This window comes from Baia soyae (assembly GCF_004341445.1).
Lineage (GTDB): Bacteria > Bacillota > Bacilli > Thermoactinomycetales > Thermoactinomycetaceae > Baia > Baia soyae.
Genome location: NZ_SLXV01000008.1, coordinates 1 through 14,441, shown reverse-complemented (window position 1 = coordinate 14,441; position 14,441 = coordinate 1). Strand labels below are relative to the sequence as shown.

13 protein-coding genes and 1 pseudogene are annotated in these 14,441 nt (G+C 46.4%); 9 read left to right on the top strand and 5 right to left on the bottom strand.

The features are described 5' to 3' along the window. Positions 1–628 precede the first annotated feature (628 nt). Together kdd and EDD57_RS04145 are read right to left on the bottom strand one after the other, a co-directional pair. Positions 629–1,672 carry an L-erythro-3,5-diaminohexanoate dehydrogenase gene (gene kdd / locus EDD57_RS04150; protein WP_131848223.1) on the bottom strand — a complete coding sequence of 348 codons (1,044 nt, stop codon included), beginning with the start codon at positions 1,670–1,672 and terminating at the stop codon, positions 629–631. 118 nt (positions 1,673–1,790) lie between these two features. Next, entirely contained in the window at positions 1,791–3,194 is a 1,404-nt protein-coding gene (locus EDD57_RS04145) for a sigma-54 interaction domain-containing protein (protein ID WP_243649433.1), read from the bottom strand. A gap of 191 nt (positions 3,195–3,385) precedes the next feature. Between EDD57_RS04145 and EDD57_RS04140 the strand changes: the two genes are divergently transcribed. Together EDD57_RS04140 and EDD57_RS04135 are read left to right on the top strand one after the other, a co-directional pair. Beyond that, entirely contained in the window at positions 3,386–3,997 is a 612-nt protein-coding gene (locus EDD57_RS04140) for a prolyl hydroxylase family protein (RefSeq protein ID WP_131848221.1), read from the top strand. Positions 3,998–4,122: 125 nt separating this feature from the next. After that, positions 4,123–4,713: a class I SAM-dependent methyltransferase gene (locus EDD57_RS04135; protein WP_424205336.1), complete on the top strand. Its 591-nt coding sequence runs from the start codon at positions 4,123–4,125 to the stop codon at positions 4,711–4,713. A gap of 19 nt (positions 4,714–4,732) precedes the next feature. Here the strand turns inward: EDD57_RS04135 and EDD57_RS04130 are convergent, their stop codons facing one another. Continuing rightward, positions 4,733–5,056: a hypothetical protein gene (locus EDD57_RS04130; protein WP_131848220.1), complete on the bottom strand. Its 324-nt coding sequence runs from the start codon at positions 5,054–5,056 to the stop codon at positions 4,733–4,735. A 149-nt stretch (positions 5,057–5,205) separates the two neighbouring features. On the opposite strand from EDD57_RS04130, the gene EDD57_RS04125 reads away from it, so the two are divergent. Next, positions 5,206–5,832 (top strand): hypothetical protein, encoded by a 627-nt coding sequence (locus EDD57_RS04125; RefSeq protein ID WP_131848219.1) that lies wholly within the window; start codon positions 5,206–5,208, stop codon positions 5,830–5,832. A gap of 91 nt (positions 5,833–5,923) precedes the next feature. Here the strand turns inward: EDD57_RS04125 and argS are convergent, their stop codons facing one another. Then, entirely contained in the window at positions 5,924–7,594 is a 1,671-nt protein-coding gene (gene argS, locus EDD57_RS04120; RefSeq protein ID WP_131848218.1) for an arginine--tRNA ligase, read from the bottom strand. Between the two features lie 2 nt (positions 7,595–7,596). After that, positions 7,597–8,040: a YwiB family protein gene (locus EDD57_RS04115; protein WP_131848217.1), complete on the bottom strand. Its 444-nt coding sequence runs from the start codon at positions 8,038–8,040 to the stop codon at positions 7,597–7,599. A gap of 231 nt (positions 8,041–8,271) precedes the next feature. Here EDD57_RS04115 and EDD57_RS04110 point away from each other — a divergent pair, with 231 nt between their 5' ends. From EDD57_RS04110 to EDD57_RS14910, 6 genes and pseudogenes are all read left to right on the top strand, one after another. Continuing rightward, positions 8,272–9,018, top strand: a complete 747-nt coding sequence (locus EDD57_RS04110) for a YheC/YheD family protein (protein WP_131848216.1) — start codon at positions 8,272–8,274, stop codon at positions 9,016–9,018. A 62-nt stretch (positions 9,019–9,080) separates the two neighbouring features. After that, the gene (locus EDD57_RS04105) at positions 9,081–9,692 is read left to right on the top strand and encodes a BclA C-terminal domain-containing protein (RefSeq protein WP_131848215.1); all 612 of its coding nucleotides are present in this window, start codon (positions 9,081–9,083) and stop codon (positions 9,690–9,692) included. A gap of 280 nt (positions 9,693–9,972) precedes the next feature. Next, positions 9,973–11,634, top strand: a complete 1,662-nt coding sequence (locus tag EDD57_RS04100) for an alpha-helical endospore appendage domain-containing protein (RefSeq protein ID WP_131848214.1) — start codon at positions 9,973–9,975, stop codon at positions 11,632–11,634. 115 nt (positions 11,635–11,749) lie between these two features. Then, positions 11,750–12,048: pseudogene (locus EDD57_RS15290) on the top strand (alpha-helical endospore appendage domain-containing protein); the annotation flags it as partial. A gap of 23 nt (positions 12,049–12,071) precedes the next feature. Continuing rightward, positions 12,072–12,965, top strand: a complete 894-nt coding sequence (locus tag EDD57_RS14915; protein ID WP_279388933.1) for a YncE family protein — start codon at positions 12,072–12,074, stop codon at positions 12,963–12,965. 235 nt (positions 12,966–13,200) lie between these two features. Then, positions 13,201–14,441: alpha-helical endospore appendage domain-containing protein (locus EDD57_RS14910; RefSeq protein ID WP_131848213.1), on the top strand; the 1,241-nt coding region annotated here is incomplete at its 3' end.

Sequence of the window (14,441 nt, the reverse complement as noted above, 5' to 3'; positions counted from 1 at the left end):
TGGGTTTTTGTTTGCTAAGCCGAATGTACCGGGGCATGTATCTATCCACAGCTCAATAGTAAGCCTGCAAGGATGTGATGCATGGCCGCTACGTCCTTCTTCGCTTCGGGCAAGTGGCAAAACTCGCGAAGAACACGCGGGGACATTGCCACAAAACGCCCTTGCTACAAAGAACTACGCTTGGTAGGCTTACTAACATCGCAATGGCTAGATTCATTGCCCCTAGTACCTTCTTGTTTGCTGGTTTGTTATTGAATAAGCCTGTTTACGATTTGGTAACATACCTGCGAATGTTTCTCTAAGTAGCTCATTCATCGCAGTAGCTAGAGATATTGCTAGCTCTCTTGTTTGTTGGTTGACTTGAAGGGAGTGGAGATGTCTGTTCGATCATTGCGATGTTAGCGATCCTACTTAGCGTAGCAATCCGTAGCATGGGGCGCTTTTGGTGCAACATGTTTGAGCGTTTTTTGCGAGTTTTGCACCTGCCCCTGCGGAGGATTACGGAGCGGACAGTTCTACTTCCCTGCTGGATCGGTATTTGAGCTGTGATCGAACAGACTCTCAGGCCCTCGATCACCCAATAAGCCACTAGGCAACAGGCCTTCTAACGTAATCTTTTGTTAGTTACCTAAGCTTGGTACCGTTGATAAAAGATATCCTTTAAAGCTGGTTGATCCCGCAGTAGCTGAAGGGTTAACTCAGCATGTCCAGGAGTATATCCGTTGCCGATCATCATTTGGACATCTTTGCCTGCGCCCTCTGCACCTAGAGCCGCGGCGGTGAATTTTACGGCAGTGCTAAAGTAATAGACCGTTCCACCATCCCGAGTTGCTAGGATGGAAGAAAGCTCGGTATCCGGCACATTGACACAATTTACAGTAATATCTGCCAACTCCCCAGCTGTTAACACCTCGACCATCCCTTTAACAGCAAGTGGTTGTTTGGCATTAACCGACTGCACCTCGTGGGCAATTCCTAACTCCCTGATCACTTCACAAGCCGCCGGATTTGATTCAATCGCGATCACCTTTCCCTGCTCACCAGCCACTTGCCAAGCAACAGCAAGGCTTAATAAACCAGACTTTCCACCCGCACCTAACACGACAACCGTATCATCAGGCTTAACCAATCTAGCCACTTGCGCAGGTGCACCACACACATCCAGTGCCGCCAGAGAAACGGATTCCGGCAAATCATCTGGGAGAATCGCAAAAGGGCAACTCGCAAATAACATGGCCTTACCCTTTATGGAGATTTGACCGTTATTCATATTCACATGTTGGATCTCTTCGACCAAAAGCGGTGTTAACGTAAGCGAAACCAGCGTCGCTACTTGATCTCCCACTTGAAGGCCATTTGCAGGAAATTCAATCCCTATCTGGCTCACTCTTCCGATTAACATGCCACCAGAGCCTGTTACAGGATTATGCATCTTGCCCCGATCCGTAATAATCTTGATAATCATTTCTTTCACTCTATCAACATCATGCTCACAAGCTTCTTTGATCTGTACAAAGGAAGCGGAATCAATATTTAATCGTTCTACGTCTATGAGGCATTCATTTGCGTATAAAGGAGATACACTATCAAGTCTCAAAGCTGGTTGTGGGAGCACACCTTCTGGTTCAATCACTCGATGCGTTCCAAACGGGTCCCCTTTTCGCTGTTGCATATTCTCCACCTCCACATCCTACCTTATGCAAGTTTTATGCCAATTCAAAAAATAGCGTGTCTATAGGGAAATAACTACACACATCAAAAAAAGCGCCCATTATTAGGCACTTTTTCCCTCACTCCCTCCGCATCCCCAACTTCCTCAACTTATACTGCAAAGTCTGCCTCGGAATCTGCAATACTTCTGCCGCCCTAGACACCTTCCCCTCTGTCTGAATCATCGCTTGTGTAATCATCTCGCTTTCGTACTCCGCTAATCGATCCACTAAACTCACAGTTGAACTCCTTTGAAAAGCTTGGGTAGAATGTTTCGTCATATGGCGAGAGAGATGGCGGAGTTCGATACAATTCGACTCGATAAAATGAACCGCTCCCTCTAGTACATTCCGCAACTCCCTTACATTTCCCGGCCAATCATACTGCTTGAATAACATTTCCACTTCTAAAGAAAGCGACAGCGAAGGAATCGAATATTGCCGAGATAGATTTCCCAGGAAATAATTTGTCAAAAGTTGCAGATCCTCTTTTCTCTTCCTCAAGGGAAGAAGATGAATGCTCACCACATGTAGCCGGTAAAACAAATCCTTCCGAAACTTCCCCGATTCGACAGCCAGCCACGGATCTTCATTAATAGCCGCAATCACCCGTACATCAACGGACCGCAATTTTGAACTACCTACTCTTCGTAGAAAACTATCTTCTAACACTCTTAGTAACTTTGCTTGCAGATCAATCGGCATCGCATGAATTTCATCTAAAAACAGAGTCCCTCCATCCGCCAGTTCAAACAGTCCCGCGCGATCTTCCGCGCCGGTAAAAGCACCTTTTTCCGTTCCAAATAAGTAGCTTTCTAGCAAAGAACTAGGGATGGCTGCACAGTTTTGGACAATAAACGGCTTTTTCTTCCCTAATCCCAACTGATGAATAGACTGCGATATAATCTCCTTCCCTGTACCTGTCTCCCCAATAATCAAGACAGGCGCCTTCGAATGGGCTACTTTTCTCGCCTTGCCCACCTCTGCAACTAAGGCGGGATGTTGGGTAAGAAAATCTTCAAACTTGTACAAACAAGCCTTCTTTTCCTTATAGGGCACCGTTTTCCACACCTGCTCACGCAATGCATGAACCTCTTCGGATAACTCTCTCACTTGTGTATAATCGCGAGATATCTCTACCGCACCCAAGCACCGCCCTTCGACATGAACGGGAAATGTTCGATTTAAAGTAGTAATCTGCTTTCCCTTTTGATTCAAAAAGGTTTGTTGAGTATCCGGAAGCCGTTCCCCTGTCTCCAACACATATAAAAGCGTGCTTGATTTCTCCGTTAAAGATGGAAACGCTTCCAAAACATGCGTCCCTAACACCTCTGTCGATTCCATCCCATCGATACGGGAAGCCGCTTGATTATAAAAAATCGTAACTCCTTGCTCATTAACAATATGTACACCCTCTTGGATCCCATGCAACACCTCTTGAAAGACATGCTCACTACATTCACCTTGCCCCCCATGTTGAATCAACGGAATCCCCCCAGATTAGTTTATGCTGAAAAATAAGCAGAAAAAGATCAATAGTCGGCATTGACTTATATTTATAATTGTATATGTTTTCTACCTATTATGCTAGGCGCTATCTCGAATATCATTTTCCTAATCATGTTCATCCCTACTAAGTAATATATTGTTTATAGCTTAGAAACGGGGTGGAACATATGATTCACAGGTCCGCAACGATCCTTTGTTTGGACCCATTAATTGTTACGTATGAACAGATCATTACACCCGAGGAATGCCAAGAACTCATTCAAATCGTGCAGCCTCAACTTAATCCGTCTACCATTGTAGGGGAAGAAGGACTGGTCTATTCGGACTTCCGAGTCTGCAATACCGGTTGGATTCCCCATCATACCAATCCATTCACCACTGAAATATGTGAGCGAATCGCTACTATTACGAGACAACCCCTCAGCCACGCCGAACATATGCAAGTAGGAGAATATCCAGTTGGAGGGCATTTTGGTGCTCACTTTGATGCTTTTGAGCTTCATAAAGACGCGAGTTATCAATTCATGGCCCAGGGAGGCCAACGTACTTATACGGCTCTACTCTACTTAAATACACTTCCTGCTGGAGTCGGAGGAGAAACGTTCTTCCCCAACCTAGGCCTAGAAATCGTCCCCCAACAAGGAACCCTACTTGTATTTCAAAACTGTGAAAAGGGAAGCATTAACCCGCACCCGCTTTCTCTACACGGCTCCCATCCACTAAAGGAAGGCATTAAATACATCGCCACTCTCTGGTTCCATGAGCGACCGCTAGTCTGACTCACTGTCAATCTAGACAACATTGTCGGCAAATCCAAAATCATATACAATGAAAATGCCCTTGCATGTAAGATGAAACCTTACATATAAGGGCTATTCTTCTATCTCTTCATAAATAGAAAGCAGTGATCACGATAGACCACATCTCAGAAAATATAAAAGTCGTTATAGGCGCAGAAGGAATCAACAATAACCCTGGATGGATTCACACCGATCAGCATGAGCTAAGCCTACTAAATCGAAACGATTGGATAAAACGCTTCTCTCCTAACTCAATCCATACCATTCTCGCTGAACACGTATGGGAACATTTGACCTATGAAGAAGGCATACAAGCCGCCATCATATGCCACGAATTCCTCCAACCAGGAGGCTTTATTCGATGCGCCGTACCAGACGGCCACTTCCCAGATCCAGCATATCAACAAATCGTACAAGTCGGCGGACCCGGTCCCCCAGACCACCCAGCCGCTAGCCATCAAATCGTATACACCCATACAACCATTACAGCCATGTTCGAAGCAGCCGGATTCGATGTAACCCTCTTAGAATACTTCGACAAAAACGGCCAGTTCCAGTATCACGACTGGAATGAACAAGACGGATTCATCTATCGTTCCAAACGATTTGACCATCGAAATCAAGATGGAAACATGGGATTTACCTCACTCATCGTAGATGCAGGTAAACCAAAAACCCCCACCTCTAAGCCGTAGCATAGGTGGGGGTTCTTCTTTATGATAAAACGCGGTGCCCTGTTAACTTAGAGGAAACGAAAAATCCAGCCTTCGCCTCACCCTTCATGTTATCTCCGTCTACCGATACGACAAAGTTCAAACTAATACTCATCGGTTTCGTAATCTTCATCGACCACTTTAGCTTATCGCCGTCTATCGTAGGATGAAACGTAAAAGTATCCTCGCCCTGCTTTGCATTTCCTACTAATTGTCCATCTTGAGAAGTGAACTCCACCGAAACCGGAAATTTCCCCATCGGGCTAGCAATCTCCGTTTCCCACTTTCCTAGAAATGGATCTACACTATTAGACTGACCGCTCATATTTATGTACCTCCTATTTTGTCTTCCATATGTACTTCCAACCAAATTGTATCAGATGTCAGGGGTTCATTCCATTTCCCATATTGCAGGAAATTCCCTCCTCGATGTCACATTAATAGAATAAGAGAATTAAAGAGGAGAATTGAGTTTTGATGAGAAAAATGTTTTTCCTGTGTGTGATTGGCGTTTTGCTAATGGGGACGGGTTGTAGTTCAGCGTTAGAGGCTCAGCAAGCAAAGCGAACAGAAATCGTAAAAGCCTCCATCAAACAGACGCCTTCCGCTGATTCCATCATTCAACATGCATTAGGTATTGGCGAAGTTTACCCTTCCGTTGAAAGCTTAAGTAAAGCGTCTTCCATCATCATTCAAGGAGTGGTGATCCATCGAAACACCTTTCAATCCGAGGGAATTGCCTATATAAAATTCACCGTAAAAGTAACAAAAGCCCTAAGCGGGGAAATACAAGTAGGCGAAACCGTCTCGTTTATCACCCTTCTAGGATTTAACACCATGAAAACATCAGAAAAAATCATATTATTCGGTCGATACCATCCAAAAGACTCCCTTCTATCGAAAGACTACTATACCAGCGTAGGTGGATTCCAAGGACAATTCCATATCAAAGGCAACCGTGCCAAGCGAATCACCTCACACCTAAGCGCCACCGACCAAAAAACATTCCCTCCACTAGAAATGAAACTATCCCTCTTAACCACCAAAATAAAAAAAGCCAAAAAAACAATAAACAAACGCCCTCCCGTGTCTACTAACTAGACTACCAGAAGGGCATTATTCTTTTTAAACTCTCAACCAGCAAATAGACTGACTAGGGGCAATGTATCTGGCCACAGCTCAATAGCCCCAACTACATCCGCTCCGGAGCTGTCACCCCTACAAGCCCCAGCCCATTTTGAATCACCTGCGCCGTACACTGAAGCAAAGCCAAACGCGCCTGCGACAACTCTACATCCTCCGTCACAACCCGATGCGCACCGTAGTAACTATGGAACTGCGTCGACAAATCATACAAATAACGAATCACCCGATGCGGAGCAATTGCCGCCGCTGCAGATGCAATTTCATCTGGGAACTCAGCTAGTTTCTGCAACAAGTCATACTCCGCATCTTCCACTAACCGGCTCAAAATCGCAGGGTCAAACGAAATCGAAATCCCCTTCTCGCCAGCTTGACGAAACACACTATGAATCCGCGCATGGGCGTATTGAACATAGTAAACCGGATTCTCGTTCGACTGACTCATCGCCAAATCCATATCAAAGTCTAGATGGGTGTCCTGGCTACGCATCGCGAAGAAATAGCGAGTCGCATCCACTCCCACTTCTTCCATCAAATCGACCAACGTGACCGCTTTCCCCGTACGCTTCGACATCTTCACTACTTCTCCACCTTGGAACAGCTTCACAAGCTGGATAATCATCACATCAAGCGTATCAGCCGAATGTCCTAGCGCTTGCAGAGCCGCCTTCATCCGGGCGATATAACCGTGATGGTCCGCACCCCAAATATTAATCAAGCGATCAAAACCACGGCTTAGCTTATTCCGATGGTACGCAATATCAGGCGTAAGATACGTATACGAACCATCTTGCTTCACTAGCACACGGTCCTTATCATCCCCAAAATCCGTGGAACGAAGCCAGAGCGCACCGTCTTGCTCATACGTACAGCCTTGCTTCTGTAACTCTTCTAATGTTTGCTCAATCACATTCGTTTCATAGAGAGACTTCTCACTAAACCACTTATCAAAACCGACACGGAACCCTTTTAGATCCGTCTCAATCTTGTTAAGTAGCTTCTCACGACCCACTTCCTGAAAATAAGCCAAACGCTCAGAACCATCTACCTCGGCCCACTTCTTTCCGTCAGCCTCGATAATCTGCTCCGCAATCTGTACCATATCCTGTCCATGATACCCATCCTCTGGGAATTTCCAATCGATCCCCAAGCCTTCGAAATAACGCGCTTCCAGTGATAACGCCATCATGTTCATCTGATTGCCCGCATCATTAATATAATACTCACGGGTTACATCATAACCAGCCGCATCCAGTACATTGCACAATGCATCACCAACCGCCGCACCGCGCGCATGTCCGAGATGGAGGCTACCCGTGGGATTGGCACTGACGAACTCCACATTTACACGCTCGCCCTTACCTGCACCACTTCTTCCGAACGCCTCTTTTTGCTTTTGAATCTCAAGCGCCACGCCCGTTAAAAAAGAGCGATCCATCGTAAAGTTAATAAAACCCGGGCCCGCAATCTCGATCTTGCGAATCTGTGCTTTCGATTGGTCCAACTTCTCTACAATCACATTTGCAATCTCACGCGGATTACGACGGGCAATCCGTGTCAGCTGCATCGCCACATTGGTCGCCCAATCTCCGTGGCTCTTCTCTTTCGGCACCTCTAGTAAAATATCGGGAATCTGCTCCTCTGCTACCAGTTCCGCCTGTATAATCGCTTGTTTAATCTGCTCTTTTAACGTTTCCTTCATCTGCGTTAATACACTCATCTTTACCCCTCCAACCAGGCAATCATCAGCTCGTATAATCCTAATAACTGCCCACTCATCGATAACTCAAATGTGAATTCAATCTTTCCCTTGCCTTGTCCCATCTCTCGGCGATACTCATGGGTATGTACTTCCATCTCCATCCGTCCACCCGGCGTCGTCATGGCGCTAATCGTTATCTCACCTGGACGATATACCTGGCGATACGAAATACCACCGCGCCGAATGATAACAAGCTGGTCTTCTCCCGCTCTCACCATCGTGGCTACTTCTTCCGGGGTACCCGAATTTTCTTTATAACGGATCTTCCAATCTGTCCCCGACTGCTCAAACGAACCAGACATCTTCTGTTCAATCCTTTCTGCCTCCCCGACTGGATCAGAATGAATGATCGAAACCACTCGTACTTGAACATTGCGCAAATCACTTATTTGTAGTTGGCTCATAAAGGAAATGGCACCCGTTCTTGCGGATGCCAAACACCTCACTAAAATTATTATTCATTCAGTATACTATACTTTTATCCCGGTAGCATACCTCCGTGTATTACATTATTTGGTTCAACTACCACTCTCAAACTAGTAAAATGCGCTCCTGATAACGTTGCCTTTTTCATATAAGTGAATAAAGTGTATCATCCAGTACTCTCCATATAGCTCGAAGGGGGTTATGTAGCATTGAGCGTCATTAGTAAAATCTCAAATAGCCATTTATTGAAGAAAAATCCTCTTCTTGCAAAAAACATACCTGACACACAAGTACTTACCTTGCGTTCTCTTCATGAAATGCTAGATAAATATAAAATGCTCTATATCAAGCCAACCAACTCCTGTCAAGGAAAAGGAATCATTCGAATCGAACGTCACAGGCCACATCGCGTGACCCTTATGGCAAGCGACAACGGTCATACATTTACGGCTCCCCTGCATGCCCAGAAAATCTTCCGGCATATTCAAAAACTGCGTATGGATCGCCCTTATCTAATTCAACAAGGCATCGATAGCCTGACAAAAAATCATAATCTATTTGATCTACGAGTCCATCTTGTCCGTTGGAAAGAAAAATGGAGAATTGCAGGAATCGCAGGTCGCATTGCCTCTGAACACCTGATTGTGACCAACTATCAACACGGTGTCGAATACAAACCCATTATGAACCTACTAAAAAATGATTTAGATTACCTGCCTCCAAAAGCAAAGAAAACCGTAGAAAAAATCCACACACTCTCCCTCCAAGCTATTCAAATCATCAGCCATACCTATCCCAAGTGGAATGAATTTGGCATCGATATGGGGATCGCTCAAAACGGTCGCATCTGGATTTATGAAGTAAACATCCATCCCTCTATACAAGTATTTCAGATATTTAATCCAAATGCATACCAAAGAATAACCAAAACTAGACGTGCATTCGCGAAAGAATAGATGAATGATCCAAGCCAAACCAATTTGTCCACCATATGTATAGAAGCAGAAGGGGGTTAATTATGAAGAATAAAGCAGCTGGAGTGAGAGATCATTATCCATGTCCGTCACCAGATTGTTCTATTATCCGAAGAATCCTAAGAAGACTTGAGGCACTTGGAAACCGTATCGCAGATCTGAGAGGACGTATCGGAGTCTTAGAGACCAGAACATCGCAAGGTGGGCTATCTGCTTATGGCCAAGTGTATAACCTATCTACTGGTATAGCACTATCCATTCCAGCAGGTGGAAATGTACCATTTAGTAATAATGGGGTATTAAATAACGTTACACATACTGCTGGATCCGCTGACATCATCCTACCTCAAGCAGGCCAGTATGAAGTCAACTTCCAAGTGAGTGCAGTAGGAGCACTTCTTGGTTTACTAGCATCTTTTGCCATAACCGTAAACGGCATAGTCGTCCCGCAATCTACTTTTGCCATTAACTTAACCGGGATTCTAGGTCTCGCGGCACAAATATCCGGCTCTGTCATCATCGATGTCCCTGCAAACGCAACGATCACACTGCGAAATGTAAGTGGTGTAGCGATTCCATTACTAGAAACCCTAATTGTGGGTGCACCATACAGCAATGCTTCTATGACATTAAAAAGATTAGGTCCGATTGTATAATCTCAGAAACTACATCTATCGAATCTAGATAGGATAGGGATGAAGGTTTGAAAGAAGGGCTGTCCTCTTTATAAAGAAGAGTGATTGCCCATTTCTATTCAAGTCTTCACCCCTATTTTTTATACATATTCATATCTATAGGCAGGAACATTTTGAAGAAGGTATAGCATACCTCAAGCCCAACTTTTATAAATCAAACGGAATATAAATAAATGACTAGTTCCATGCACACGGATTCAAGCATACCTATAGTAGGAATTATTTTGAAGGAGGTATACACATGTCTCAAGCAAATATCCCTAATATTTCACCTAACATAAGCATCACAAGAGAAGATGCAGTCAATCTGCTTCTATCATCGATTGCCTTAGAAGAACTAGGTCTAAGTCATATTATCAACGCTGAGGGAGAAAAGCTCCAATATGTTCTAGGAACGCTCCCCGGAGTATCAACATCCTTTCAACCCTCCATTACCGACTTGCTTACGATCAATGCAAGCGTTCGTGACACGATTAATGTAATCGGAAAAAAAGAATGGATTTTAAATGAGAAGTTAGTAAATGTACTAGAAACCGACGTTACGACGGGACCTCAAGGACCTCAAGGACCTGCAGGGACCACCGGATCATCAGGAGGACCTCCTGGGCCTCAAGGACCTCAAGGGCCTCAGGGACCTCAAGGGCCTCAGGGACCTCAAGGACCTACGGGACCTACGGGACCTCAAGGACCTCAAGGACCCCAAGGACCTCAAGGACCCCAAGGACCTCAAGGACCTCAAGGGCCTCAAGGACCTACGGGACCTACGGGGCCTCAAGGGCCTCAAGGACCTCAAGGACCTACAGGACCTACGGGACCTACGGGACCTACGGGAGTTTTTGCTACAGGTGAGTTCTTATTTTTTGTTGAAGGAAACACAGGAACAAGCGGAACTGCTTCTATGGGCTTGGGAGATACACTAAACTTTATCTCCAATGCATTAGAAATTGAAGTAATACCTGGTTCCGCTATCGTGAATATCAGTGTACCTACTGGGGCTTCTGGATCCTTTGCAGATATCATTCAAGAACTCTTTGAAGAACTCGGCCTCACTGGACCTCAAGGGCCTCAAGGACCCCAAGGACCTCAAGGCGATACAGGAGCCACAGGACCGCTTGGACCTCAGGGGCCTCAAGGACCCCAAGGACCTCAAGGCGATACAGGAGCCACAGGACCGCTTGGACCTCAGGGGCCTCAAGGACCTCAAGGCGATACAGGAGCCACAGGACCGCTTGGACCTCAGGGGCCTCAAGGACCCCAAGGACCTCAAGGCGATACAGGAGGCACAGGACCGCTTGGACCTCAGGGGCCTCAAGGACCCCAAGGACCTCAAGGCGGTACAGGAGGCACAGGACCGCTTGGACCTCAGGGACCTCAAGGACCCCAAGGACCTCAAGGCGGTACTGGAGGCACAGGGCCGCTTGGACCTCAGGGACCTCAAGGGCCTCAAGGACCTCAAGGGCCTCAAGGACCTCAAGGACCTACGGGAGCCACAGGAGTACTAGCAAGTAGCTTTTTGTTTGCTACAATCACTGGAGCTGGAAATACTGCTAACATTACTGCGGGTAACCCTATACCTTATGATACTATTCTCACTCAACTTGGTAGTGGTGAAATAACACTTAATACAGGAACAGGCGTTGTTACCTTAGCTCCAGACCATTATTACGAAGTAAATTATTCTGCAAGAAATAATACGAATAACGCTACATTTGAGTTGCAATTAAACGGAGCTCTGATTCAAGGAACACAAGTAGCACAATCGAATAACACCAACTCTTCTAACTCCGCAGTAGCGATTGTTCAAGTACCACCAGGTCCTGCTGCAACGATGCAAGTTGTAGTCCAGACTACAGGAACATTAGTAAGACCTCAATGTGGACTTTCTGTCATCATGTTACGTTGATAAATGAATAATCGATGATCTTGCTCAATTCGGTTATGAAAATATTTCTCTTGCCTGATAGCTATGCTATCAGGCAATTTTTTCTTTCTTCAATTGCTCCATAAAATATAGACAAATGCATCAGTACATGAATACGGACTCCAGCATACCTATAGTAGGAATCTTTTTTGCGAGGAGGTATAGCATGTCTCAAGCCAATATCCCTAATATTTCACCTAATATTAACGTTACGAGAGAAGATGCAATCAATCTGCTACTATCATCCATTGCCTTAGAAGAGCTAGGACTTAGCCATATTCTGAATGCCGAGGGGAAAAACTCCAGTACGTTCTAGGAACCCTCCCCGGAATATCAACAACCTTTCAGCCCTCCATTTGCGACCTACTTACAATCAATCAAAGTGTTCGTGACACGATTAATACCATTGGGAAGAAAGAATGGATCTTAAATCAAAAATTAGAAAACGTATTAGGCACAGACATATCAAGGGGACCCACGGGGCCTCCTGGACCAGTGGGAGCCACAGGACCAACGGGGCGACAGGCTCCACTGGACCGACTGGTGCGGACGGCGTTACCGGCGCTACGGGACCGACGGGCACGGACGGCATTACTGGCGCCACGGGACCGACGGGCACGGACGGCGTCACCGGGGCTACGGGACCGACGGGCACAGATGGCATCACTGGCACGACGGGCACAGACGGGCGCAGACGGCGTCACCGGACCTACTGGACCTTCGGGTGCGGACGGCATTACAGGGGAGGTATTACAGGACCCACCGGAAACACAGGACCTCAGGGACCGAGAGCCACTACAAACCAAGTCTACGTTTCGAATAGTGGTAGTACTTCCGTTTCAGTCATCGATAAAGATACGAATCAGTTAGCCCCCTCGATTCCAATCGGAACGAACAATCAAACTGGATTGGCAATCAATCCCTTAACCAATCGAGTCTATGTCAGTATTAATACCGTGCCAGCCCGAGTCATTGTAATCGATAGCAGAGATAATACGGTCGTCACATCGATTACCACAGGACGGAATAAATGGGCAGTATCCGTAGACACAGCTCTCAATCAGATTTATGCAGTGAATACCTCAAGCGCCAAAGTCTCCGTCATCGATGGTAATACGAACAACATTGTCGCCACGGTCACCACATCTTCTGGAGATCATCAAATTGCAGTAAATCCAGCAGCCGGACGTTACTATGTCGCAAATAATAACGGAAACCAAGTCACCGTGATTGATGCGAATACCAACACAGTCATCAAATGGGAATCCAGGAACCGTAGCGCTCGTCGATCAGATCACAAACAACATCTTTAGCATCATTACCGTTGGAAATAACCCTCAATGGCTACAATTCTGGTATGGATAGAAAAACATCCGAAAAGGCTTTTAGACAAAGATTCCCTTGTCTAAAGGCCTTTTTTTAGCTGTTATGAAAGCTAATAACGAGAGTTTTTTTACACATAAAATCGAATTTGGATAAATACATTAGTACAGTTATTTGAAATCTTCACATTCATAATAGAAATATTCTTTACAAGGAGGTATAAACATGTCTCAAGCCAATATACCTAACATTTCACCTAACATTTCCATTACAAGAGAAGATGCAGTGAATCTGCTACTATCATCGATTGCGTTAGAAGAGCTAGGACTAAGTCATATCATTAATGCTGAGGGGGAAAAGCTACAGTACGTTCTAGGAACTCTACCAGGAGTGTCAACCAACTTCCAACCTACCATAAGCGATCTACTTCGCATTAACGACAGCGTTCGCGACACGATTAATGTCATCGGGAAGAAAGAATGGATTTTAAATGAGAAGTTAGTAAATGTATTAGAAACTGACGTTACGATAGGACCTCAAGGACCTCAAGGACCTGCAGGGACCACTGGATCATCTGGAGGTCCTCCTGGACCTCAAGGACCTCAAGGGCCTCAAGGACTTCAAGGATTCCAAGGACCTCAAGGGCCTTCTGGACCTCAAGGACCTCAAGGACCTCAAGGACCCTCGGGACCCCAAGGGCCTCAAGGACCTCAAGGGCCTTCTGGACCCCAAGGGCCTCAAGGGCCTCAAGGCGGTACGGGAGGCACAGGGCCTCTTGGACCTCAGGGACCTCAAGGACCTCAAGGACCCCAAGGACCTCAGGGACCTCAAGGGAACACGGGAGCTTTTACTACAGGTGATTTTTTATTCTTGGTTCAAGGGAATTCAGGCGCAAGCGGAAGTGTGCCACTCGGTTTCGGAGACACACTAAACTTTCTATCCAATACATTAGAAATTTTAGTAACTCCTGGATCGGCAAATGTGCATATAAACGTGGCTACTGGGCCTTCGGGCACCTTCGCGAACATCATTAAAGGAATCGTCGAGCAACTCGGTCTTACTGGGATTACAGGAGTTACGGGCGCTACGGGCGCTAGCGTGACGGGAGCAACCGGCGCTACGGGACCTTCGGGCACGGACGGCCTAACGGGGGCCACTGGGCCTTCGGGCGCGGACGGCTTAACAGGGGCTACTGGACCTTCGGGTGCAGACGGTGTTACTGGCGCTACTGGGCCTTCAGGCGCGGACGGCTTAACAGGGGCTACTGGGCCTTCGGGTGCAGACGGTGTTACTGGCGCTACTGGGCCTTCAGGCGCGGACGGCCTAACGGGGGCTACTGGACCTTCGGGTGCGGACGGTGTGACCGGCGACACTGGACCTTCGGGTGCGGACGGCTTAACGGGAGCCACTGGGCCTTCGGGTGCAGACGGCGTGACCGGTGCTACTGGACCTTCGGGTGCGGACGG

What these genes read in the sequence shown, in the direction of transcription:
- EDD57_RS04105 (WP_131848215.1), top strand. Translation starts at nt 9,081, where the DNA reads ATGAAGAATAAAGCAGCTGGAGTGAGAGATCATTATCCATGTCCGTCA.
- EDD57_RS04140 (WP_131848221.1), top strand. Translation starts at nt 3,386, where the DNA reads ATGATTCACAGGTCCGCAACGATCCTTTGTTTGGACCCATTAATTGTT.
- EDD57_RS04100 (WP_131848214.1), top strand. Translation starts at nt 9,973, where the DNA reads ATGTCTCAAGCAAATATCCCTAATATTTCACCTAACATAAGCATCACA.
- argS (WP_131848218.1), bottom strand. Translation starts at nt 7,594, where the DNA reads ATGAGTGTATTAACGCAGATGAAGGAAACGTTAAAAGAGCAGATTAAA.
- EDD57_RS04130 (WP_131848220.1), bottom strand. Translation starts at nt 5,056, where the DNA reads ATGAGCGGTCAGTCTAATAGTGTAGATCCATTTCTAGGAAAGTGGGAA.
- EDD57_RS04115 (WP_131848217.1), bottom strand. Translation starts at nt 8,040, where the DNA reads ATGAGCCAACTACAAATAAGTGATTTGCGCAATGTTCAAGTACGAGTG.
- kdd (WP_131848223.1), bottom strand. Translation starts at nt 1,672, where the DNA reads ATGCAACAGCGAAAAGGGGACCCGTTTGGAACGCATCGAGTGATTGAA.
- EDD57_RS14915 (WP_279388933.1), top strand. Translation starts at nt 12,072, where the DNA reads ATGGATCTTAAATCAAAAATTAGAAAACGTATTAGGCACAGACATATC.